General features: G+C 54.7%; 20 protein-coding genes. 14 read left to right on the top strand and 6 right to left on the bottom strand.

Annotated features, from left to right (window positions below; translation table 11 throughout):
- Nucleotides 1–13 precede the first annotated feature (13 nt).
- The 9 genes from MDG893_RS02910 (at nucleotide 14) to MDG893_RS02870 (ending at nucleotide 10862) form a co-directional block, all read left to right on the top strand.
- Entirely contained in the window at nucleotides 14–847 is an 834-nt protein-coding gene (locus tag MDG893_RS02910; protein ID WP_007152224.1) for a carbohydrate ABC transporter permease, read from the top strand.
- Nucleotides 848–859: 12 nt separating this feature from the next.
- Nucleotides 860–1963 (top strand): ABC transporter ATP-binding protein, encoded by a 1104-nt coding sequence (locus MDG893_RS02905; protein ID WP_007152223.1) that lies wholly within the window; start codon nucleotides 860–862, stop codon nucleotides 1961–1963.
- Nucleotides 1964–1969: 6 nt separating this feature from the next.
- Complete coding sequence (locus MDG893_RS02900) at nucleotides 1970–3451, top strand: mannitol dehydrogenase family protein (RefSeq protein WP_007152222.1); 1482 nt, start codon at nucleotides 1970–1972, stop codon at nucleotides 3449–3451.
- An 11-nt stretch (nucleotides 3452–3462) separates the two neighbouring features.
- The gene (gene pgi, locus MDG893_RS02895; protein ID WP_007152221.1) at nucleotides 3463–5094 is read left to right on the top strand and encodes a glucose-6-phosphate isomerase; all 1632 of its coding nucleotides are present in this window, start codon (nucleotides 3463–3465) and stop codon (nucleotides 5092–5094) included.
- The gene (locus MDG893_RS02890; RefSeq protein ID WP_007152220.1) at nucleotides 5091–6077 is read left to right on the top strand and encodes a carbohydrate kinase family protein; all 987 of its coding nucleotides are present in this window, start codon (nucleotides 5091–5093) and stop codon (nucleotides 6075–6077) included. The genes pgi and MDG893_RS02890 overlap by 4 nt, the downstream gene beginning before the upstream one ends.
- 139 nt (nucleotides 6078–6216) lie before the next feature.
- The gene (locus MDG893_RS02885) at nucleotides 6217–7008 is read left to right on the top strand and encodes a substrate-binding periplasmic protein (protein ID WP_083797655.1); all 792 of its coding nucleotides are present in this window, start codon (nucleotides 6217–6219) and stop codon (nucleotides 7006–7008) included.
- Nucleotides 7009–7075: 67 nt separating this feature from the next.
- Nucleotides 7076–7537, top strand: coding sequence for a (2Fe-2S)-binding protein (locus tag MDG893_RS02880; RefSeq protein ID WP_007152218.1), 462 nt, complete (start codon nucleotides 7076–7078; stop codon nucleotides 7535–7537).
- Nucleotides 7534–9867 carry a xanthine dehydrogenase family protein molybdopterin-binding subunit gene (locus MDG893_RS02875; RefSeq protein ID WP_007152217.1) on the top strand — a complete coding sequence of 778 codons (2334 nt, stop codon included), beginning with the start codon at nucleotides 7534–7536 and terminating at the stop codon, nucleotides 9865–9867. The genes MDG893_RS02880 and MDG893_RS02875 overlap by 4 nt, the downstream gene beginning before the upstream one ends.
- 2 nt (nucleotides 9868–9869) lie before the next feature.
- On the top strand, nucleotides 9870–10862 hold the full coding sequence (locus MDG893_RS02870; RefSeq protein ID WP_040474225.1) for an XdhC family protein: 993 nt from the start codon (nucleotides 9870–9872) through the stop codon (nucleotides 10860–10862).
- Between the two features lie 20 nt (nucleotides 10863–10882).
- On the opposite strand, the gene MDG893_RS02865 is transcribed toward MDG893_RS02870, so the two are convergent.
- From MDG893_RS02865 to ycaC, 4 genes are all read right to left on the bottom strand, one after another.
- Complete coding sequence (locus MDG893_RS02865; protein ID WP_007152215.1) at nucleotides 10883–11455, bottom strand: NADPH-dependent FMN reductase; 573 nt, start codon at nucleotides 11453–11455, stop codon at nucleotides 10883–10885.
- A 139-nt stretch (nucleotides 11456–11594) separates the two neighbouring features.
- The gene (locus tag MDG893_RS02860) at nucleotides 11595–12179 is read right to left on the bottom strand and encodes an antibiotic biosynthesis monooxygenase (protein WP_007152214.1); all 585 of its coding nucleotides are present in this window, start codon (nucleotides 12177–12179) and stop codon (nucleotides 11595–11597) included.
- 79 nt (nucleotides 12180–12258) lie between these two features.
- Nucleotides 12259–13122 (bottom strand): pirin family protein, encoded by an 864-nt coding sequence (locus MDG893_RS02855; protein ID WP_007152213.1) that lies wholly within the window; start codon nucleotides 13120–13122, stop codon nucleotides 12259–12261.
- Between the two features lie 262 nt (nucleotides 13123–13384).
- Nucleotides 13385–14011: an isochorismate family cysteine hydrolase YcaC gene (gene ycaC / locus MDG893_RS02850; RefSeq protein WP_007152212.1), complete on the bottom strand. Its 627-nt coding sequence runs from the start codon at nucleotides 14009–14011 to the stop codon at nucleotides 13385–13387.
- Between the two features lie 162 nt (nucleotides 14012–14173).
- Here ycaC and MDG893_RS02845 point away from each other — a divergent pair, with 162 nt between their 5' ends.
- Nucleotides 14174–15094 (top strand): LysR substrate-binding domain-containing protein, encoded by a 921-nt coding sequence (locus tag MDG893_RS02845; protein ID WP_007152211.1) that lies wholly within the window; start codon nucleotides 14174–14176, stop codon nucleotides 15092–15094.
- Between the two features lie 170 nt (nucleotides 15095–15264).
- Here the strand turns inward: MDG893_RS02845 and MDG893_RS02840 are convergent, their stop codons facing one another.
- Entirely contained in the window at nucleotides 15265–15516 is a 252-nt protein-coding gene (locus tag MDG893_RS02840; RefSeq protein ID WP_007152210.1) for a hypothetical protein, read from the bottom strand.
- Between the two features lie 402 nt (nucleotides 15517–15918).
- Between MDG893_RS02840 and MDG893_RS02835 the strand changes: the two genes are divergently transcribed.
- The 3 genes from MDG893_RS02835 to MDG893_RS02825 all read left to right on the top strand — a co-directional run bounded on the left by MDG893_RS02835 (nucleotide 15919) and on the right by MDG893_RS02825 (nucleotide 18352).
- A complete protein-coding gene (locus MDG893_RS02835) occupies nucleotides 15919–16944 on the top strand; it encodes a lipid A deacylase LpxR family protein (protein ID WP_007152209.1) in 1026 nt (341 codons plus the stop codon).
- Nucleotides 16945–17062: 118 nt separating this feature from the next.
- Nucleotides 17063–17386, top strand: a complete 324-nt coding sequence (gene trxA, locus MDG893_RS02830) for a thioredoxin (RefSeq protein WP_007152208.1) — start codon at nucleotides 17063–17065, stop codon at nucleotides 17384–17386.
- A gap of 18 nt (nucleotides 17387–17404) precedes the next feature.
- On the top strand, nucleotides 17405–18352 hold the full coding sequence (locus MDG893_RS02825) for a LysR family transcriptional regulator (protein WP_007152207.1): 948 nt from the start codon (nucleotides 17405–17407) through the stop codon (nucleotides 18350–18352).
- Here MDG893_RS02825 and MDG893_RS02820 read toward each other — a convergent pair.
- Entirely contained in the window at nucleotides 18349–19278 is a 930-nt protein-coding gene (locus tag MDG893_RS02820; protein WP_007152206.1) for a LysR family transcriptional regulator, read from the bottom strand. The genes MDG893_RS02825 and MDG893_RS02820 overlap by 4 nt on opposite strands.
- A 101-nt stretch (nucleotides 19279–19379) precedes the next feature.
- On the opposite strand from MDG893_RS02820, the gene MDG893_RS02815 reads away from it, so the two are divergent.
- Nucleotides 19380–20420, top strand: a complete 1041-nt coding sequence (locus MDG893_RS02815) for a zinc-binding alcohol dehydrogenase family protein (RefSeq protein WP_007152205.1) — start codon at nucleotides 19380–19382, stop codon at nucleotides 20418–20420.
- Nucleotides 20421–20451 lie beyond the last annotated feature (31 nt).

Genomic DNA, 20451 nt, shown 5'->3' with positions numbered 1-20451 from the left:
CGGAGGTTACAACATGCTCAGCCTGAAACAACGACGTAGCCTGAATACCCTGCTTATGGGGGTGTTGGCATGGGGGGTGGCTTTGGCCATTTTCTTCCCGATTTTCTGGATGCTGCTGACCAGCTTCAAGACAGAAATCGATGCCTTTGCCACACCGCCGCAACTGTTCTTCTCGCCGACCCTCGAGAATTACACGCTGGTCAACGAACGCAGTGACTATCTCCACTTTGCCTGGAATTCGGTGGTGGTGTCTTTCGGATCCACGATCATCGGAATGATGCTCGCCGTACCCGCCGCCTATTCCATGGCCTTTTTTGAGACCAAGCGTACCAAAGGGACACTGCTGTGGATGCTATCCACCAAAATGCTGCCGCCGGTTGGCGTTCTGGTGCCGATTTACCTGATCTTCAAAGACACCGGTTTGCTCGATACCAAAACCGGACTGGTGATCATCTACACGCTGATCAATCTGCCGATCATGATCTGGATGGCCTACACCTACTTCAAAGAGATTCCGAAAGAAGTACTTGAGGCCGCTCGAATGGACGGCTCCACACTGTTTCAGGAGATTTGGCGAGTCCTGCTGCCTATGAGCAAGGGCGGTCTGGCGGCAACGGTGCTTCTGTCACTGATTCTGAGTTGGAACGAGGCGTTCTGGTCGCTCAACCTCACGGCGTCGGAGGCAGCCCCGCTGACGGCCCTGATCGCCTCTTATTCAAGCCCTGAAGGCTTGTTCTGGGCCAAGTTGTCAGCCGTATCGACCCTGGCCTGTGCCCCAATTCTTATCTTTGGCTGGATCAGCCAGAAACAGCTGGTTCGCGGCTTGTCCTTTGGCGCCGTCAAATAACGGAGATTTCCCATGGCTAACTTAACAATAAAGAACCTCAAGAAATCCTTCGGGGAGACAGAAATTCTCAAAGGCATCAATCTTGAAATTAAAGACAATGAATTTGTGGTGTTTGTCGGACCATCAGGGTGTGGCAAGTCGACCCTGCTGCGCTCCATCGCGGGCCTGGAAGAGGTAACCGGCGGCCACATCCTGCTGGATACGAAAGAGATCACCGATTTGGCCCCGGCCAAACGGGATCTGGCAATGGTGTTCCAGAGCTACGCCCTGTATCCCCATATGTCCGTACGCAAAAACATGTCGTTTGCACTGGAACTCGCTAAAGAGAAAAAAGAGGTTATCCATAACAAGGTAGCCGAAGCGGCCCGAATTCTGGAGCTGGACCCGTTGCTGGAACGCAAACCCAAGGAGCTGTCCGGTGGCCAGCGCCAGCGGGTTGCGATTGGTCGCGCAATCGTACGCCAGCCCAAAGTATTCCTGTTCGATGAGCCGCTCTCGAACCTGGACGCTGCGCTGAGGGTACAGATGAGGTTGGAGCTGGCAAGGCTTCACCATGACTTGAATGCGACCATGATCTACGTCACCCACGATCAGGTAGAGGCCATGACTCTGGCCGATAAAGTTGTCGTGTTGAATCAGGGCAGAATTGAGCAGGTGGGCACACCACTTGATCTGTACCGTAATCCGGCTAACCGATTTGTCGCAGGTTTCCTCGGGATGCCCAAGATGAGCTTCCTGCCGGGCACCGTAACCGCGCTCGATCATTCAAGCGTTACGGTTGAACTGACCTCCGGTACTTCTGTGACATTGCCCGCAGCCAGCGAACACTTGCGTCAGGGCAGTGCTGTCTCTGTTGGCGTTCGGCCGGAAAACATCGATGTGGTTGAACCCAGTGAGAGCTCACTGACCGGCTACATGGACATCACCGAAAGCTTGGGTAGCGATACCTATTGCTATGTAAAGACCGATGGTCAAGAGACGCTGACTGTCCGAATGCCCGGCAACTTTGCCTGTAACTATGGTGATCGCATCGGTTTACACCTGCATGTGGATGAGTGCCACTTGTTCGACGAGCAGGGCAATGCTGTTCAGAAACCCAGCCGATTGGCAGCGTGACATCTTATGAAACTGAATAACTCAACATTGGACCAACTGAGTCCAGAGGTGTCCGTGCCAGCTTATGAACGGAGTAACCTTAGACAAGGCATCGTTCATATTGGTGTTGGCGGATTCCACCGTGCCCATGAAGCAGTCTATACCCACCAACTGTTGCAGGCAGGTGGCAGCCCGGACTGGTCGATTTGTGGTGTTGGGCTGCGTGAAGGTGATCGAGCCATGCATCAGGTGTTGTCTGAGCAGGACCACCTCTACACCTTGATCGAGCTCGGCGCCGACCGCACCAATACCCTCAGCGTCATTGGCGCCATCACCGGTTTCATGTTCGCGCCTGAGGAGCAGGACGCCGTCATCGAGAAAATGGCGAGTTCCGAGGTGAAGATCGTCTCACTAACGATAACCGAGGGTGGTTACAACGTGGACGACAACACCGGAAGGTTCAATGAAAACCATCCGGACGTTCTTCAAGACCTGGAAAACCCGCAGCAACCGCGCACAGTCTTTGGCTATCTGACCGAAGCCCTATGCCGCCGACGCGAGCGTAATCTGCCGCCATTCACCGTCCTGTCGTGTGACAACCTGCCAGAAAACGGCCAGGTGGCCCGCGGTGCCCTGTTGACCTTTGCCCGACTGAGGGATGCCGAGCTTGCGGATTGGATCGGCGACAAGGTGAGTTTCCCCAGCAGCATGGTTGACCGCATTACACCGGGAACCAATGACAAACATCGCCAGTGGCTGAAAGAGAACTATGACCTGGAAGATGGCTGGCCAGTTATCTGCGAGCCTTTTTATCAGTGGGTGCTGGAGGATAATTTCTGCAACGGTCGTCCGGATTGGGAAACGGTGGGAGTCCAGTTCACGGACGACGTCGCCCCTTACGAGCGCATGAAAATCCGCCTGTTGAATGCCAGTCATTCCGCCATGGCCTACCTCGGGTATCTTTCCGGTTATCGATATACCCACGAGGTCATGGCGGATGATCGGTTCAGCCGTTTTATTCGCAGCTTCATGGATGAAGACGTGACACCGATACTGGGAGAAATTTCAGGCATCGATGTGCCCGCCTACAAGCAGACCCTGATCGAACGCTTCTCCAACCCTCAAATGGGCGATGAGTTGGCCCGGCTGTGTATGGACGGCTCCAGCAAGATACCGAAATTCCTGGTGCCGACGGTGCAGACACTGGTGAACGAAGGACGACCGTTGTCTCGTGTTGCCATGATCATTGCCGGCTGGGCGCTCTACCTCCGTGGCAAAGATGAGCAAGGACAACCGCACGAAATCAATGATCCCATGGCCCCCCGGCTGCAGACGGCCGTTAAAGACAGAGCCAATCTGACCCCGGAATTTCTTGGGATGACAGACCTTTTCGGGACCATGCTCGCCAACTCCAGCGACTTTGAAGAGGCCTTTGATAGGGCACTCGACAAGCTGGAAACAAAAGGGGTTTTTGCAGCCCTTGGCGAGTCCTGGCCTGACGAACACTAGGGAGCACAGATATGAATGCACTGGGCAAATCCGAGTCCTGGAGCAAGCTGGAACAACTTGCCAATGAGACTCGGAATGACCGGATCGCGGATTATTTCAAAGCAGATCCGGATCGTTTCGATAAGATGAGCCTCCGGTTAGGCGAGCTGTTTCTGGACTATTCCAAGAACAAGGTATCGCCGCAGGTGATGGGTGCGCTGTTAGAGATGGCCAAACAGTCGCCGTTGGAGTCGCGCCGGGAACAGATGTTTTCCGGGGAAACCATAAACGTCACCGAACAGCGTCCGGTTCTGCATACCGCCTTGCGCAACCTGGGTGAGGCACCGATTGTCGTGAATGGCCAGGACGTCATGCCAGAGGTTCGGGCCAGCCTGGAAAAACTCCGGGTGTTTACCGAGCAGGTCAGGAACGGACAATGGCTGGGCTACACCGGCAAGCGCATTCGCGACGTTGTAAATATCGGCATCGGCGGCTCAGACCTTGGACCCAGCATGGTGTGTCGCGCCTTGCTTGATTACCAGCATCCGGAGATGAACGTCCACTTCATTTCAAACGTAGACGGTCGGCACCTGAAGAAGGTGCTGAAAGGGCTGGACCCGGAAACCACGCTATTTGTTGTCTCTACCAAGACTTTCTCCACCCAGGAAACCCTCTTGAACGCCAACAGCGCCAAGCGCTGGTTCCAGACGCAGACACAAAGCACCACAGCCGAGATGGGCCAGCACTTTGTCGCGGTGTCCACCAACATCAAAGCAGCAACGGAATTTGGCATCCGCGAGGACAGCATCTTCGAGTTCTGGGATTGGGTGGGTGGGCGCTACTCGCTCTGGTCCAGCATTGGCTTGCCCATTGCCTTGAGCATCGGGTTCGATGCATTTGTCGAGCTGCTTGAGGGCGCTTCCATAATGGACCAGCACTTCCGGGAGGCCCCAATTGAGGCCAATATGCCGGTCGTGCTGGCTCTTATCGGCATCTGGAACATCAATTTCCTGAGCGCGGAAACCCAGGCGATTATTCCTTACGATCAGGCTCTGCACCAGTTACCAGCGTTTCTCCAGCAACTGGATATGGAGAGCAACGGTAAGTCAGTGGACATCGACGGCAACCCGGTCAGCCATGCCACCGGTCCCATTGTGTGGGGGCAAACCGGTTCCAACGGCCAGCATGCGTTCTTTCAGTTACTTCACCAGGGCACACGTTTCGTGCCCATCGACTTTATTGCGACGCTGAAACCTGAGGATGACACCAAAGACCACCATTTTGCCTTGCTGACTAACATGCTGGCTCAGGCCAATGCCTTTATGAATGGCGACCGTCAGAACGACCAATACGCCAGTTGCCCCGGCAATCGCCCCAGCAACGTGCTGTTGCTGGACGAACTGAGCCCCGGAAATCTGGGCGCCTTGATTGCTCTCTATGAACACAAGGTTTTCGTGCAGGGGGCTATCTGGAACATCAACTCCTTCGACCAGTGGGGCGTGCAGTTGGGAAAGCGGTTGGCCAACGATATCAGCCGTGATATTGAACAGCAGAGCGACACGTACGATCCATCAACCCAGGGGTTGATGGAGATCGTCAAACAGCACCTGCACACGGGCTCAGCAAATTTGGACCCAGCGGTGGAAGAGGGGAGCAGTCGATGATCAAAGTTATTTCATTCGGTGAAGCCCTGGTGGACATGCTCTCAAGCAGGGTTAGTGAAGATCAATCTGAAAACTCTGATTCGGTAAACGAGCGCTTCACAAAGTTTCCAGGTGGTGCACCTGCAAACGTAGCGGCTGCGATAGGTAAGCTCGGCGGAGACAGCTATTTCGCCGGCAAAGTGGGCGCTGACATGTTCGGTGATTTTCTCGTTAAATCGCTCGAATCCATGCATGTGCGGACAGACTATCTACTGCAAACCAGCGAAGCGAAAACTGCCTTGGCCTTTGTGTCATTGGATAAGACCGGAGAGCGAAGTTTTGAGTTCTACCGGGGACCATCCGCGGACCTGATATTCGCCCCACATGAATTCCAGCCAGAATGGTTCGACGACCAAGGCATTTTCCATTTCTGCTCCAACACGCTGACTGAACCGGGCATTCTGGAAGCAACCCAAGCGGGACTGGAAAAAGCGAGATCAGCCGGATGGCTGGTGAGTTTTGATATGAACCTCAGAAATAACCTCTGGCCCAAAGGCACAGATCCATTTGCTCCGGTGTGGGCCTGTGTGGAGCAAGCCGATCTTGTGAAGCTATCCGCAGAAGAGCTGGCCTTCCTGTGTAGACACCAGAACGAAACCGAGGTGTTGAAGCAAATCTTGAACGCGGGCGCTTCTTTGGTGTTGGTCACGGATGGCGAAAAACCATTGCGTTACCTCACCCCATCTCATTACGGTTCCATCGAGCCACGAAACGTCCAGATGGTTGATAGCACCGCCGCCGGCGATGCGTTCGTTGGTGGGCTGCTCTATCGGCTGTCGGACCTGAATATAACCGCAGCCAGTCTTAAGGCGTTGGGCGAAGACCCCGAGCAACTTGAAGACATGTTGACCTTTGCCAGTGCCTGTGGTGCACATGCAGTGACTCATCCAGGAGCCTTCACCTCTTTGCCAGGCCTTCAAGATGTAGCGTCACTTCGGACTTAAAGTTAAAGGATACGTTGTGGACCATGTGCTGCTGATTGTCGTTTTTGTTCGATGCCTGTCACAATTGTCTATACTTGTCAGACCATGACGGCGGTGACGCTCGCCGCTCCCGAACCAATAGCGCAGTGGGGCGCCTCTTATGCAGCGTGCAGTAACAGTTGTCGTTCCTTACAGTATTGTCGTGGCATTGCTGGTGTTATTGGGAACGATCAGCCACGCAGCTGCACCATCATCGACGATAAAAATCTGTTATGAGCCCTGGGACCCTTACATTTTCAGGGACGATCAAGGACAGATGCGTGGCATTGCAGTTGAACTGATGAATGCAGCGCTCAGTGATCTGGAGCTGGACGCCGCCTACGAGGAGTTGCCTTTCAAACGCTGCGTATCCGAGGTGCAGTCAGGAGCATCGGACATCGCCATGCCCGTCACGGAAGGACGAAACTATTTGTCGCACTCACGCACCGTGTTCGCTCACTGGACGTTGGCGGCGATTGTACCTCAGAGTTTAACCATCGAAGAGCCTGTCACTCTGCAAAAGCTTAACGACCTTAGCGTGCTCATTATCAGTGGGTATGTTTACCCGGACAACATCACGCGCTGGGCAGAGACCCACCAGGATATTACCGAGATCACCTATTCCGCTGATGGAGAAGGAATGGTGCCTTTCCGCATGCTCGAGTTCGGGCGGGCCGACGTGTTCATTGAGGACAACTTCTGGAGCGCCAATCTGATCCAGGATCACAACCTGGCGCTTCGCGTTATGGAACCAGCGCTTGGTTCAGATGTCAGTGTGGCTGGTTACCGCAATGAACTTACCGGCCTGCGCGATGACATTGACCGTGTACTGGAAGCAAAGGGGCAGGCTTTCAGAGACACCCTGTTTAAGAAGTACACCGGTTATACTGAGTCGTTTTTCTCCGGTCAGTGAGCTCAAGCTTCCCCAGTAACGTAAATCGGCCAACACAGTGCGTGCAACACAGTGAAGGGAGAGATCAATGATTAACCTGACCATAAACGGGCAGCAGCATGAGCTGGACGTTCCCGACAACATGCCATTGCTTTGGGCCATTCGTGACGTTGTTGGCATGAAAGGTACCAAGTTCGGATGCGGTATCGCCCAGTGTGGCGCCTGCACAGTTCATCTGGACGGAGTGGCCACCCGCTCATGCATAACGCCGGTCTCTGCAGCCCAGGGGGAGATTACAACCATAGAGGCTATGGCCGACGACCCGGTTGGCAGCAAAGTCCAACAGGCATGGCTGGATCTTGGCGTGGCTCAATGCGGCTATTGCCAGGGTGGCCAAATCATGAATGCCACGGCATTGCTTAAGAAAACACCGAAACCCGAAACCCAGGAAATCGTCGATGCCATGGCAGGCAACCTATGCCGGTGTGGCACCTATAATCGTATTCTGGCGGCCATCGAGCGAGCTGCGGACAAGGAGGTGAGTTCATGAGCCAATCTGACGACACACTGTTGCTTGCCAATGTCAGCCGTCGCGGTCTCCTAAAAGGATTGGCCGGTGCCTCTGCACTCCTGCTTGCAGCCCGATGGGATATTGGGCTGGCGAATGAACAGACGCAATTCGGCGCCGGGGCCATGCCGGGGGGCTGGGTAGATAACCCGAATGTATTCATCCATATCGACGCCAATGGCCTGGTCACCATCGTCAACAACCGCGCCGAAATGGGGCAGGGTATTCGTACAAGCCTTGTCATGGTGGCAGCGGATGAATTGGGCGCAGACTGGCATCAGGTTCGAGCGGAACAGGCAGACGGCGATCAGGATAAATTTGGCAACCAGAATACCGACGGCTCCCGCAGTATGCGTCACTGGTACGCCCCCATGCGCCGTGCGGCCGCTGCTGCCAGGCTGATGCTCGAGCAGGCCGCGGCCAATCAATGGGGTGTATCGGTCGACGAAGTAAGAGCGGATATTCATAAGGTTGTTCATCCTTCCACTGGACGGGAACTCAGCTTTGGCCAGCTCGCTGAAGCTGCTCGGGAACTGGATGTTCCTGGCCGGGACTCGCTGGTTCTTAAATCCGATAGTGAGCTGCGTTTCATTGGTAAGGAATCCGGCCTGATCAATGGCGAGCTGAAATCCACGCATCCCAAAGCCATTGATGGTGAAGACATTGTCACCGGCAAAGCAATTTTCGGCGCCGATGTGGATCTGGAGAACACTCTCTATGCGGTGGTGGCCAGGCCTCCGGTTTACGGCGCGACGGTGAAGAGCGTCGATGACAGCGAAGCCCTGAAGGTAACAGGCGTTAAGAAAATCGTACGCATCGATGGCACCGGCCAGCCTGCCGCATTCAACCCACTCGGTGGTGTTGCCGTAGTCGCCACCAACACCTGGGCGGCGATGGAAGGCCGCAGAGCTCTGAAGATTGAGTGGGACAATACGTCGGCCGGTGACAACGCCGTTTACACCTCCAAGGCTTACCGGGAGTCCCTGGAAAAAGCGGCACAATCACCGGGCAAGGTTATACGCCAGTCCGGTGATGTTGAAACCGCATTGAAAGAAGCCGACAAGCGGGTGTCCGCCACCTATTACATGCCCCATATGGCGCAGGCTCCGATGGAACCCCCCGTCGCCGTGGTTCGCGTAAGCGCGGGCAAAGCCGAGGCCTGGGCGCCAGTGCAGAACCCCAGGGCGACGCGAGAAGGCATAGCCGGGCTTCTGGAGATCGACCTGGAAAACGTGACCGTTCATCAAACCCTGCTGGGTGGCGGCTTTGGCCGTAAATCAAAGCCTGATTTCGTAATTGAAGCCGCTCAAGTAGCCAAGGCCTTTGAAGGGCAGCCCATCAAACTGCAGTGGTCCCGTGAGGACGACATTCAGCATGCCTACTTCCATGCGGTTTCCGTGGATCACCTGGAAGCGGGGCTCGACGCCAATGGAAAAGCGACCAGTTGGCGCCACCGTACTCTGTCTCCCAGCATCGCGTCGCTGTTTGCGCCGGATCCCAAACACAAGGCGGGCTTTGAGCTGGGCATGGGTTTCAACACCATGCCGTTCAGCATTCCCGCTATCCGGTTGGAGAACCCGCCGGCTCCGGCTCATGTCCGCATTGGGTGGTTCCGCTCGGTGTACAACCTCCCGCATGCGTGGGCCATCCAGAGCTTCGCCCACGAGATGGCAGTAGCCGCCGGCAAGGACCATCGCGATTACGTACTGGACCTGCTGGGGCCAGGGCGTGAGGTTCACAATCTCACGGTGGGCGACGGCTGGAACTACGGTGAAGATCCTGAGATGTATCCGATCGATGTGGGCCGCATGCGCCGGGTCATTGAGCGTGCCACCGAAGAAGCGGGCTGGGGAAAGGAAAGAGCCAAGGGGCGTGGTCTGGGGTTGGCCTTTCACCACAGCTTTGTTTCCTACACCGCCGTCGTTTTTGACGTTGAAGTGGATGATAGCGGGCAAGTGACCATTCACCGCGCCGACATTGCCTTTGATTGCGGGCCGCAGGCCAACCCGGAGCGAATCCGATCTCAGATGGAGGGCTCCTGCGTGATGGGAATTGGCATTGCCCTGCAAAACGAGATGACGTTCCAGGATGGAGTCGCTCAACAAAGCAACTTCGACAGATACCTGTTGCCGCGAATGCCAAACGCGCCGAAAGTGGTCCGGGTGCACCTGATTGATAACCCCGATGACGCCATGGGCGGTGTGGGCGAGCCGGGATTGCCACCGGTTGCGCCGGCACTGTGCAACGCCATCTACGCGGCCACTGGAAAACGCATTCGGCGCCTTCCTGTTGGTGATCAGTTGAGTGCATGACCATGCAAAGTCTGGATGCTCGGGTAGTGGAGCAGGCAATCGAATGGCTGGGAAATGGCCGGACGATCTGGTTGTGCACGGTGTTGTCCACCTTCGGATCATCGCCCAGGGAGCCGGGCTCACTGATGGTTGCCACCTCTGACGGGCATCATGTGGGCTCACTCTCGGGTGGTTGCGTCGAGGAAGACTTCCTCGAGCGCGTTGCCGCCGGAGAGTACGAACAACCTGCTGTTATTGTTCGTTATGGCGACCCGGGCAGCAACAGCCCGGAGAGCCCCCGTATTCGCTTGCCGTGCGGGGGCATTCTCGACGTCCTGGTGGAACGTATGGTTGCCACCGCAAAGACCCGGGATCACCTTGAGCGGATTCAGCAGGCACTGTCCGGCCAAAATGAAATCGCACGACATATCAGATTGACGGATGCCGAGTGCTGGCTGTCAGATGCAGAGCCAACGGGGCCACGGGTGGTGCGGAATGAAAGCAAAGAGACGGTGACGGTTCGTATCGGCCCCGTTGCCAAGCTGATTCTGGCCGGTTATTCAACGGTGTCAGAGGCTTGCGCACAATTCGCCCTGAGCCTTGGTTATGAAGTAGTGCTGTGTGACCCACGGGAAGAAGTCACCAATGGCATGAGCCTGCCGCCAGGTGTTGAGTTCCTGCCCCAACTGCCATCACTGTATATCGCTTCGCCGGGTGCTTGCACGCCCTCCGCAGCGGTAGTCGCTGCTACCCACGATCCCCGCATTGATGATCTGGCCATGATGGCCGCTGTCAAAACCTCAGCAAGCTACATCGGTGTGATGGGCTCTGTTCGTACTTCCCAGGCCCGATCCGAACGACTTCGTCGGACTGGTGGCCTGTCAAAGGAAGACGTTGAGCGGATCCACATGCCCATCGGACTCAACCTCGGCAGTAAAACCCCTTCTGAAATTGCACTGGCCATCGTTGCGGACATGGTGCGTGTGAGGCGAGGGCTCGAAGTTAGAGATTTATGAGTCAGGTGGCTAGCCACCTATTATCCTTTACCACGAATCGACTGTAAGGCCCGGGCCCACTTTTCCAACTCCTCGAGCATCGCTTTCCCGGAACCTTCGTGATGCTCGCTCGCCTGGAACACCTTATTCTCATCGAGGAGGTTCCAGGGCATCTGAACCATCACGCCCTCCATCATTGGCATCATTTTCAATGTCGTTACCAGCTGTTTCGCGAGTTGCGCTGAGCGCAGACCACCCGATACGCCACCGTAGCTCACAAACCCGCACGGCTTGTAGTTCCACTCGGTGTACACGTAATCCAGCGCGTTTGTGAAGGAGGGGGGAGGGCAATAGTTGTACTCAGGGATAACGTAAACGTACGCATCAGCTGCATCGACGCTTTTTGACCACGCCTTGGTATGATCATGTTCGTATTTCTGTAAACGCGGATGGTTTGGTTCGTTGTAGATCGGCAGCTCAAACTCTGCCAAGTCGACAAGCTCAGACTCAAATCGTCCGTCGGCATTGGCGAATTCGTTGAACCATTTAGCGATCGATGGACCAACCCTTCCAGGGCGCGTGCTGCAGATGATTGTTTGAAGTTTCAGCGTCATAGCAATTTCCCTCAGTGTTGTGTTCCCTAGTTTCCAAACAAGTGCAAAAAACCGCAGGTCTTTACCATATCTTCCCGCCGGTCGTACGGCAAAACTGCCATAGAAAATCGATCTGTACCTCTGCCCCTAGCACTGTCGACTAACGAAACAGCCAGTTTGCAACGAGTCGAACCACTCGGGGCATGATCAAATAGACCACTAGTGCGACGACAGTTGCTGCGACCAAGCCATGACGCACCCCCCATAACGCAAGCACTGGAAGTTGATTGAATATGGGCTGAAAGACCATTGGTACGATCAACGTGAGTGGCCAAATAACCGCTGTTGTAATGAGCCATTGTTTCCAGCGAGTAGGCTGTTTGGCTTTTGACGTGGGTGGAGTAAACCAATAATCGATGCCAGTCTGAATCTCCACCTGTTCTTCAGAGGCCAGCGCCGGAACGATGTCGGATACCAATTCCCGCCGAACATCGGAGTTCAGCCAAGTATCGGCTTCTTCGGGATGGGAAAAGCGCACCGCGATTTCAAAGGTGTCATGCCCTTCGGGCGGTCGTATCACATGAACGCCTTGGTGCCCGGAAAACTGGGCTGCGGCGGCAATAATCTGCCTGAGCCAGGTTTCATAGTGGTCACGGTGTCCGGTTTTCACAGTGTGCCGGATTATGATGGATCGACCAGAGTCATAGTGGATGCTTGGGGCGGCGTCTGCCTCTTGTTCGTTCATAGCGTGCTTCCCAATCTTTGATTGATTGGGGGCGACATCCTGTCAGCCCCTCAAAAGCAGTTCATGCTCTTTATCCTTGTTAGAGAGCGCCGAATTTTCCTGATTGAAAGTCGAGCATGGCCTTTTTAATTTCTCCCTCTGTATTCATCACAAAGGGTCCATAGCCTACGACCGGCTCATCAATGGGTTCGCCACTCAAAACAAGCAACCGAGCGTCGTTATTGGACTCCAGCACAATCTCTTGTCCTTCTCTGTCCAGGTTCGCAAGCTCTGCCTCACGCAACACATCAGTGTCATTGATCTGAACTGAACCGTTCAGCACTGCCACCAAGGTGGTGTAGCCTTCGGGTACCGGCAAATTCACACGGGCACCAGGCTCCAACCTAAGATCCCACACATTGATTGGCGTGAACGTGTTGGCAGGTCCTTTGTGCTCAAGATACTCACCAGCAATGACTCGCAGCGTTCCACCATCGTCTTCGAGGGATACACGAGGGATGTCCTCATTGAGCAACGTCTGATAAGCCGCCGGTGTGTCCTTTGCCGATGCAGGCAAGTTGACCCAGAGCTGCGCCATGTTCAGCAAACCACCTTGTTCAGTGAATTTCTGTGAATGAAACTCCTCGTGCACGATTCCCGCGCCAGCGGTCATCCATTGGACGTCTCCCTCGCCAATGAGCCCACCTGCACCCGAGGTATCCCGGTGTTCCAGCTCACCGCTGTAGACCACTGTCACGGTTTCAAAGCCTCGGTGTGGATGTTGACCAACCCCCCGGGGACGTTGAGCCGGAGGAAATTCCGATGGCCCGGCGTAATCCAGTAGCAGAAACGGCGAGATATTCGATGCGCCCATGCGATCGTAGGAGAAGAGCGAACGAACCGGAAAGCCATCACCCACCCAATGACCGCGAGGGGGACCGTACGTTGTCAGAATCTTTTTCACTTTGACCTCCTAAAGGGTTCATCGCCCCAACGTTTTTACGGCATCAATGTGACGATAAAACAGCGTGCGGGCCCTGAATAGATAACAATATTCGCACTTTGGGTTCTATTTCTAGAACGATCACCACCTAAAGTCCGAATCGATAATAACCGGGCGCTAGCCCCTAAAGTGCCTGGGAGGAAACACAACCGTATTCTCCTTATAAGATTCGATGGGTCGGGGAGGTATCCGCTGGGAGTCCACGAATACCCCCGCCATTGCGTTACTGTTTTTCAGGCAAAGTGTTGTAACTTGTAATCAAGTTCCGGTAATCGGGGATGTGATTGGAGAACAGGGTTCCGAGCCCCTCAATGTCGTTGCGCCAGTCCCGGTGCAGCTCACAAGCCAGTCCGAACCAGGTCATCAGTTGGGCGCCGGCCTGCGACATCCGATCCCAAGCAGAGTGGCGGGTCAGTTCGTTGAATGTGCCGGAGGCGTCCGTTACCACGAATACGTCATAGCCTTCGGCCAGCGCAGAGAGCGCCGGAAAAGCAACACACACTTCGGTCACAACACCAGCGATGATCAGTTGTTTCTTCCCCGTATCCTTAACGGCTTGCACAAAATCCTCATTATCCCAGGCGTTAATCTGGCCCGGGCGGGCGATGTAAGGGGCAGACGGAAACTGTTCTTTCAGTTCCGGAACCAATGGGCCGTTGGGACCGGTCTCAAAGCTGGTTGTCAGAATGGTCGGAAGCCCAAAATATTGAGCCAGGTCACCCATCGCCAACACATTGTTCTTGAACTTGTCCGGGTCAATATCGCGGACCAAAGAGAGTAGGCCTGTCTGATGATCTACCATCAGTACCGCAGCATCGTTTTTATCGAGTCGAACATAGGGTTTACTCATGACGTTCTCCTTACTGTGATAAGACGGCTTTGCGCACCGTCGTTGTTGGCTCCCTTTCCCTTGACATTGGAAAAGGGAATAAATTTAACGATAGTTCAGCCAGGGTGGCCTGAGTAGGCACCAATTCTTATACTCAGGGTTCTATATATAGGACGATTGCATATGCAGGATTTGAACGATCTTTATTACTTCGTAAAGGTGGTAGACCACGGCGGGTTTGCGCCGGCGGGCAGGGCACTTGGGTTACCCAAATCCAAGCTGAGCCGGCGAGTTGCAGAGCTCGAAAGCCGTCTTGATACCCGGCTTATTAATCGCTCACCGCGTGTCTTCACCGTTACGGAGTTGGGGAAAGAGTATTATCGCCACTGCTTGGCAATGCTGGTCGAGGCAGATGCGGCACAGGAAGTCATCGATCATTCCCGCTCCGAGCCAGTGGGTTCGATACGGGTGAGCTGCCCGCCGGGAATCATCTACTTTTTGGTGGCCCCGCTGATTGTCCGGTTTATGCAGCAGTACCCGAAAGTGAAAATCGAAATGGAGGCCACGAGCCGACGGATCGACGTTGTCAGGGAGGGGTTCGATGTTGCCTTGCGAGTGAGATACCCACCGCTCGAAGACAGTGACTTAACGATGAAAGTGCTGTCTAAAAACCCCCAGTGCTTGATGGCCGCGCCAGAGGTGGTTGCGCAGTACCCAAAACCAATAACACCCGATGACTTATCGAAACTTCCCAGTATCGATTTTGAACAATGGGATGGGCAGCATGTCTGGTGCCTGGATGGGCCCGCTGGTGCGTCCGTTAAAATCCATCACCAGCCACGCCTTGTTACCGATGATGTCTTTACATTGCTCAAGGCTGCCGTGGGTGGTTTGGGAGTGGTAAAAATGCCGCTTATCGTCGGTGGGCAGGATCTGATTGACGGCAATCTCGTCAGCATTTTACCGGACTGGCGACCTCGCGGAGGCATTTTCCACGCTGTCTTTCCGTCGCGCCGGGGACTGCTTCCGGCTGTAAGAGCGTTTCTGGATTTCCTGGCAGACTCACTTGAGGAAGTAGATTTCAGGCTGCCCGACGAGGACTGATTTGAAACGGTCATAAACACGTCAGTGGCTTACCTGCTAACGTAAAGGGCCTAGATCTCCACGGCTCAATCTGGCAGCCCAATCAGGTATTGGAGAACTTAATCGAACCACAGCGGTTTGACAAAAAACGCACCGTCCCTGGCGCCAAGACGCAAAGAAAGGCTTATCGCTCAGCCGTGGCTTTCGGACTGCACTTCACCTCGGATAACGATGTGACCGCTGTAGGGGGCCGGTTCTGCTGAGTGATCTGCTGCATCACGGTCCAGGATCTCACCACGAATGACGAGTTGGCCGCTGTACGGCGCCGGTTGAGCGTTCTCAAAACGAGTCTCGTCGGATTTTCGGTCAGCCAAGGTAGCATGTGCAGGTAGCGCCGCCGCGGCCAAGAGTGATGTAAGGGCAACCAGTACAGTTTTACGCATAACATGTTCTCCAGTTTTGATAGGCAAGCTGATCCCCGTTTCGCCAATCGGCGCGAGATCAGATGGAGTGAAGTATGGGCTCGGGGGGAGGTCCCGAATAATCAGGAGGCTGCATGAATCACATCACCAAAACTGATGAATAAGCACTGGTGTGATTTTTTTCGATGTTGACTGATTCCTAAGATATTATTATTAATTCATTTAATACAATTACATAAAGAGCAATCCTAACTCACTTTATAGAACGAACGTCACCCTTCAACATATAAACATCGCAGTACAAACACCTATTCATCAAAATATATGATGTTTTCAATACCGAGCCCTGATTAGTCGCGCAAGGCGTTCAGTTGAAAAATAGCAGCCAACTTGTTTCCGACCTATCGTCTTTCGGAGTTGGCCATGTCTCATCGTCTGCTTGTACTTTTTCTCACTGTTCTGGTTTTGTCTCCGATGGCTCATGCTGAGAACTCTGATTCTGTCATTGCGCTTTCTACGGACAATGATCTTTTTGCACCCACCCAAACCGATCGGGATTACACCGCAGGTGTGGCCATAACCTATTCCTCAAACTCGGAGGACTTCCTGGAAAATCCGGTTTCCGGAATCAGCCAAAACCTGGACAGGTTCGTGTTGTCGGGTATTGGCGCAGATATTAACGAGCCCGAAAGTGCAGCCCTGGAATTTGGCATCTACGGATTCACCCCTGAGGAAATCAAGGCGAGGGATATCGATCGGGATGATCGTCCCTACAGCAGCCTCGTTTATTTATCGTCAAGCCATAGTTACAGGACCCTGAGTGACGATTCCGGGTGGACCACCTCGATGACCGTCGGAGTGCTGGGCCTGGATGTTTTTAAATCGGGTCAGAATGCGGTTCACAAGGTGGTAGGAAGTGACCGTGCCAACGGCTGGGACCATCAGGTCTCCAATGGCGGGGAACCAACATTCCGATACTCCGCTGCCTATCACCAGTATCTGGATGAAAGCCGGCCGGACCAGCAATTCAAAGTCACGTATTTCGGGTCGGTGGGTTATTTGACTGAGTTTGGTGCCGCGCTTGTTTTTCGGGATGGGCTCATTTCCTCCCCGGACAATCGTTTCAACCCTGAGCTTATGGCCTACGGCGAACGAGCGCCGGGAGTCGCGGCCCCTGGCGGCCGGGAGCACTATTTCTGGGGCGGCGTGTCTGTTAAAGCTCGGGCCTACAATGCGTTCCTTCAAGGCCAATTCAGGCACTCCGACCACGAACTGGGTGCCAACGACCTTAACATGCTCCTGGCGGAAATCTGGGCGGGCTATACCCACAGTTTCGTCGCTGGCACCGAGTTGAGTTACGTGCTCCGGGTCCAGAGCTCCGAAATTAAGAGCGGGACCGGAAACCGCACGCTTGCGTGGGGTGGGCTGGTATTCAGTAAGCGCCTTTAACGGGCTCTATGCCAACCCATCATTGTGAGAAATGGGATCTATATGGCACTGAAATTAGTGCTATCAGCTTGGAGGACCCAGTATTGAAAGTGAGCAATTCCATTCAGGAGCAGATATTATGACGACCATTATTCATGTAACCGATGCGAATTTTGAAGAAGCGGTTGTTCAGAGCGACCGGACAGTTCTGGTTGACTTCTGGGCACCCTGGTGTGGCCCCTGCAAGACGGTAGCCCCGCTGCTTGAGGATATCGCCGATGAGTTCAGTGAGCAACTGACCGTTGCCAAGGTCAACGTGGATGATAGCCCGGAGATTACTGCAAAAATGCGTATCCGTGGCATTCCAACATTGGCCCTGTTTCAGGATGGCGATGTGATTGCCCAACATGCCGGGGCAGGGAGCCTCAGCCAGTTGAGAACGTTCGTTAAAGGGCACTTATAGTTACGCCGAGAACTTACTATGAAAACTCAAGAGCTCCAGTTGCTGTACATCTTCGATGCCATTATGACGGAGCGTTCAGTGACTCGTGCGGCGGATCGCCTGGCCATGACACAGCCTGCGGTATCAAATGCGATTTCCAGGATGCGCCAGATCTGGAATGATCCGCTCTTTGTGCGAAAGGGGCGCAACATCGAACCCACCTCCTATGCGCTCAGTCTATGGGATCAGGTGGGTGACCCTATGTTCGCGCTGACAAACGCCGTCAGCGCTACGCAGTTTGACCCGGCCTCCGCCCGGCGGACGTTTCGCATTGCAGTAACCGACGTCATCGTCGAGATGATCTGGCGTCAGCTTATTGACTTGCTTGAGCGTGAGGCGCCGGGCGTGGACGTACACGCCGTTCCCTATACACCTGAAGGGAGCTACGACGACCTGAGATCAGCTCACGTTGACCTCGCGATTGGCGTGCTTAACCAGCACGATTACAGTTTGCGGAGTACCTGGCTTCTTGATAGCGGATTTGTTCTCGCAATGCGGGCAGACCACCCGCTGGCAGGCCGGCAAATCACCATGGAAGAGTTTCTGGAAGCCCGCCATCTGTTGGTTACCATGTCGGGCGACGCCCACGGTTCTGTTGACAGTTATCTTGATCAAAAAGGGCAGAGCAGGCGTATCGCCGCAACAATGAACCATTTTGCGTCCGTTCCTCAAGTGTTAAGGGAGTCCAATCTCATCGCGGCCGTTCCTGAGTTGATCAGCCAGGACTGCGGGTTCGTCGATGGGTTATGGATGGGGGAGCTACCCTTCGATGTGGACCCAACCAGCCTCTACCTCATCTGGCACGCACGCCATGATAGAGAACCGGGGATTATCTGGATCAGGAATCATATCGAAAGACTGCTCCAGGCTCGCTGGCACGACATCATGACCAATTCGCCCTGTGGCCGGCACCTGAAGGCGGTCTAATCATGGCTAGGCAGTATGCCGCGTGTAGTCATCGCGTTTATAAGGCTTTGACACTGCTGTTTGAGGTGGTCCCTCAGCAGGCGCATGGCAGGTGTGATGGATTGTCGCGTCGGGCAGATCAGCCACAGCTCTGACACCGGTGGCGTATAGTCGGGCATGACGTTCATCACCCGGCCGGACAGCAGATCATCGGATATATCGAGGCAGGATTTGACCGCCATACCATGCCCGGCGATGCACCAGCGCCGAACGAGATCGCCGTCGTTGGACGCCCGATTGCCTTTCATTTTCACCCGGTATTCCTCACCATCCCGTTTGAAGGTCCACAAGTCGTAGGGAATGTCCTGCAACTGATAGAAAAGCCCGTTGTGGCCCGCCAGGTCGTGTGGATGAATGGGGGTACCCTGTTGGTTCAGGTAATCGGGTGTTGCGCAGAGCAGTCGGGGGACATCACAGATTTTGAACCCGTACAGGTTGGCGTCACTGGGTGAGCCATACCGTAGGGCCATATCAACCGAATCCCGAAAAAAGTCCACATTGCTGTCGGTGATCTGTACCCGCAAACTCAGCCCGGGGTGAGATGTCATCAATTGGTCGATCCAGGGCACGACGCGATTTCTACCCAGATCGGATGACACCGATAGCCGAATTTCTCCCGCCACTGTCTCTGTGCCAAAGCGAATATTCTGTCGGGCCTCATCCATCAGTGTCAGCGCCTGCCGGCATTGGGGCAGGTATTTCTCCCCGGCGGCCGAGAGCCGCAACTGACGGGTAGAGCGGACAAACAGCTCTACCCCTAACTCATGCTCCACACGTTTTACGGCGGCGCTCGCCGTCGCAGCGCGCATATCCAGGCTGGTGGCAGCCGCGGTGATGTTGCGGAATTCGGCCACTTTAAGCACAACGGTCAGATCGTCAAAGTTCATTTTCAAAAATTATTTGATTATGTTTATGGGATTAAGCTGTTTTTCTTAGTGTAAAGAGGGATCACACTGCTTGCCACTACCAACTCACACTGGAGAGAAACATGAAAGCGGTTGGATACACTGAATCTTTACCCATTGATGACCCTAAATCCCTTCAAGACGTGGAACTACCTCAGCCGGCGGCCGAGGGAAGGGACCTCTTGGTTCGCGTCAGAGCCATCGGCGTCAATCCTGTTGATTTCAAAGTACGTCAACGGGCTGCAGCGGAGCCTGGTGAGACCAAGGTGCTGGGCTGGGATGCCGTAGGGGAAGTCGTTGCAACGGGAGAGGCCGCATCATTGTTCGAGCCAGGCGACCAGGTTTACTACGCTGGCGATGTTACACGGCAGGGTAGCAATGCCGAGTATCAGATCGTGGACGAGCGCATTGTGGGCCGCAAACCCGCCAGCCTGAACGACGCAGAGGCGGCAGCACTGCCTCTGACCACTATAACCGCCTGGGAAATGCTCTTCGACCACCTGGGTCTTGAACAGCAGCCCCCAGAGGAAATCAGTCCAACCGACGACGTGATACTGGTGGTTGGTGCAGCCGGCGGTGTCGGCTCGATCCTGATTCAGTTGGCAAAAACGCTGACCGGTGCCACCGTGGTGGCCACCGCATCCCGGCCCGAGTCCCGGCAATGGGTCGAATCGCTAGGCGCGGATTCCGTCGTGAATCACCGCGAGCCACTGCTGCCTCAAATCGAACAACTGGTGTCCGAGGGCAAAATTGCCCCGATCACTCACGTGGCCAGCCTGAACGCCACCGACCAGTACTTCGATGATTATGTAGCAGCGCTGAGGCCGTTCGGCAGGATTGCTATGATTGACGACCCCGCGTCTCTGGAGGTGATGAAAATCAAACCGAAAAGCCTGTCCCTACACATCGAATTCATGTTCGCCCGGTCCATGCACAACGCCGATGACATGCAGGTGCAGCACGAACTTCTTGAGACGGTAGCGAGTCTTGTGGATCAGGGCCACATTCGTACCACCGCAGGCAAGAATCTCGGGGTAATCAACGCTGAAAACCTGCGTGCGGCGCATTCGGAGTTGGAGTCCGGTACGGCCGTGGGCAAGATAGTGCTGGAAGGGTTCGAGTAACCGGTATTCTGGTTATAATGGCCTGCTCTAG

The sequence above is a fragment of the Marinobacter algicola DG893 genome (assembly GCF_000170835.1).
Classification (GTDB): domain Bacteria; phylum Pseudomonadota; class Gammaproteobacteria; order Pseudomonadales; family Oleiphilaceae; genus Marinobacter; species Marinobacter algicola.
Note: the sequence above shows the minus strand (reverse complement) of the source record. Positions and strands in the feature narration are given on the sequence as shown.

Excerpts from the sequence above, each read along its gene's own strand:
- MDG893_RS02910 (WP_007152224.1), top strand. The coding sequence starts at position 14 with ATGCTCAGCCTGAAACAACGACGTAGCCTGAATACCCTGCTTATGGGG.
- MDG893_RS02905 (WP_007152223.1), top strand. The coding sequence starts at position 860 with ATGGCTAACTTAACAATAAAGAACCTCAAGAAATCCTTCGGGGAGACA.
- MDG893_RS02900 (WP_007152222.1), top strand. The coding sequence starts at position 1,970 with ATGAAACTGAATAACTCAACATTGGACCAACTGAGTCCAGAGGTGTCC.
- pgi (WP_007152221.1), top strand. The coding sequence starts at position 3,463 with ATGAATGCACTGGGCAAATCCGAGTCCTGGAGCAAGCTGGAACAACTT.
- MDG893_RS02890 (WP_007152220.1), top strand. The coding sequence starts at position 5,091 with ATGATCAAAGTTATTTCATTCGGTGAAGCCCTGGTGGACATGCTCTCA.
- MDG893_RS02885 (WP_083797655.1), top strand. The coding sequence starts at position 6,217 with ATGCAGCGTGCAGTAACAGTTGTCGTTCCTTACAGTATTGTCGTGGCA.
- MDG893_RS02880 (WP_007152218.1), top strand. The coding sequence starts at position 7,076 with ATGATTAACCTGACCATAAACGGGCAGCAGCATGAGCTGGACGTTCCC.
- MDG893_RS02875 (WP_007152217.1), top strand. The coding sequence starts at position 7,534 with ATGAGCCAATCTGACGACACACTGTTGCTTGCCAATGTCAGCCGTCGC.
- MDG893_RS02870 (WP_040474225.1), top strand. The coding sequence starts at position 9,870 with ATGCAAAGTCTGGATGCTCGGGTAGTGGAGCAGGCAATCGAATGGCTG.
- MDG893_RS02865 (WP_007152215.1), bottom strand. The coding sequence starts at position 11,455 with ATGACGCTGAAACTTCAAACAATCATCTGCAGCACGCGCCCTGGAAGG.
- MDG893_RS02860 (WP_007152214.1), bottom strand. The coding sequence starts at position 12,179 with ATGAACGAACAAGAGGCAGACGCCGCCCCAAGCATCCACTATGACTCT.
- ycaC (WP_007152212.1), bottom strand. The coding sequence starts at position 14,011 with ATGAGTAAACCCTATGTTCGACTCGATAAAAACGATGCTGCGGTACTG.
- MDG893_RS02845 (WP_007152211.1), top strand. The coding sequence starts at position 14,174 with ATGCAGGATTTGAACGATCTTTATTACTTCGTAAAGGTGGTAGACCAC.
- MDG893_RS02840 (WP_007152210.1), bottom strand. The coding sequence starts at position 15,516 with ATGCGTAAAACTGTACTGGTTGCCCTTACATCACTCTTGGCCGCGGCG.
- MDG893_RS02835 (WP_007152209.1), top strand. The coding sequence starts at position 15,919 with ATGTCTCATCGTCTGCTTGTACTTTTTCTCACTGTTCTGGTTTTGTCT.
- trxA (WP_007152208.1), top strand. The coding sequence starts at position 17,063 with ATGACGACCATTATTCATGTAACCGATGCGAATTTTGAAGAAGCGGTT.
- MDG893_RS02825 (WP_007152207.1), top strand. The coding sequence starts at position 17,405 with ATGAAAACTCAAGAGCTCCAGTTGCTGTACATCTTCGATGCCATTATG.
- MDG893_RS02820 (WP_007152206.1), bottom strand. The coding sequence starts at position 19,278 with ATGAACTTTGACGATCTGACCGTTGTGCTTAAAGTGGCCGAATTCCGC.
- MDG893_RS02815 (WP_007152205.1), top strand. The coding sequence starts at position 19,380 with ATGAAAGCGGTTGGATACACTGAATCTTTACCCATTGATGACCCTAAA.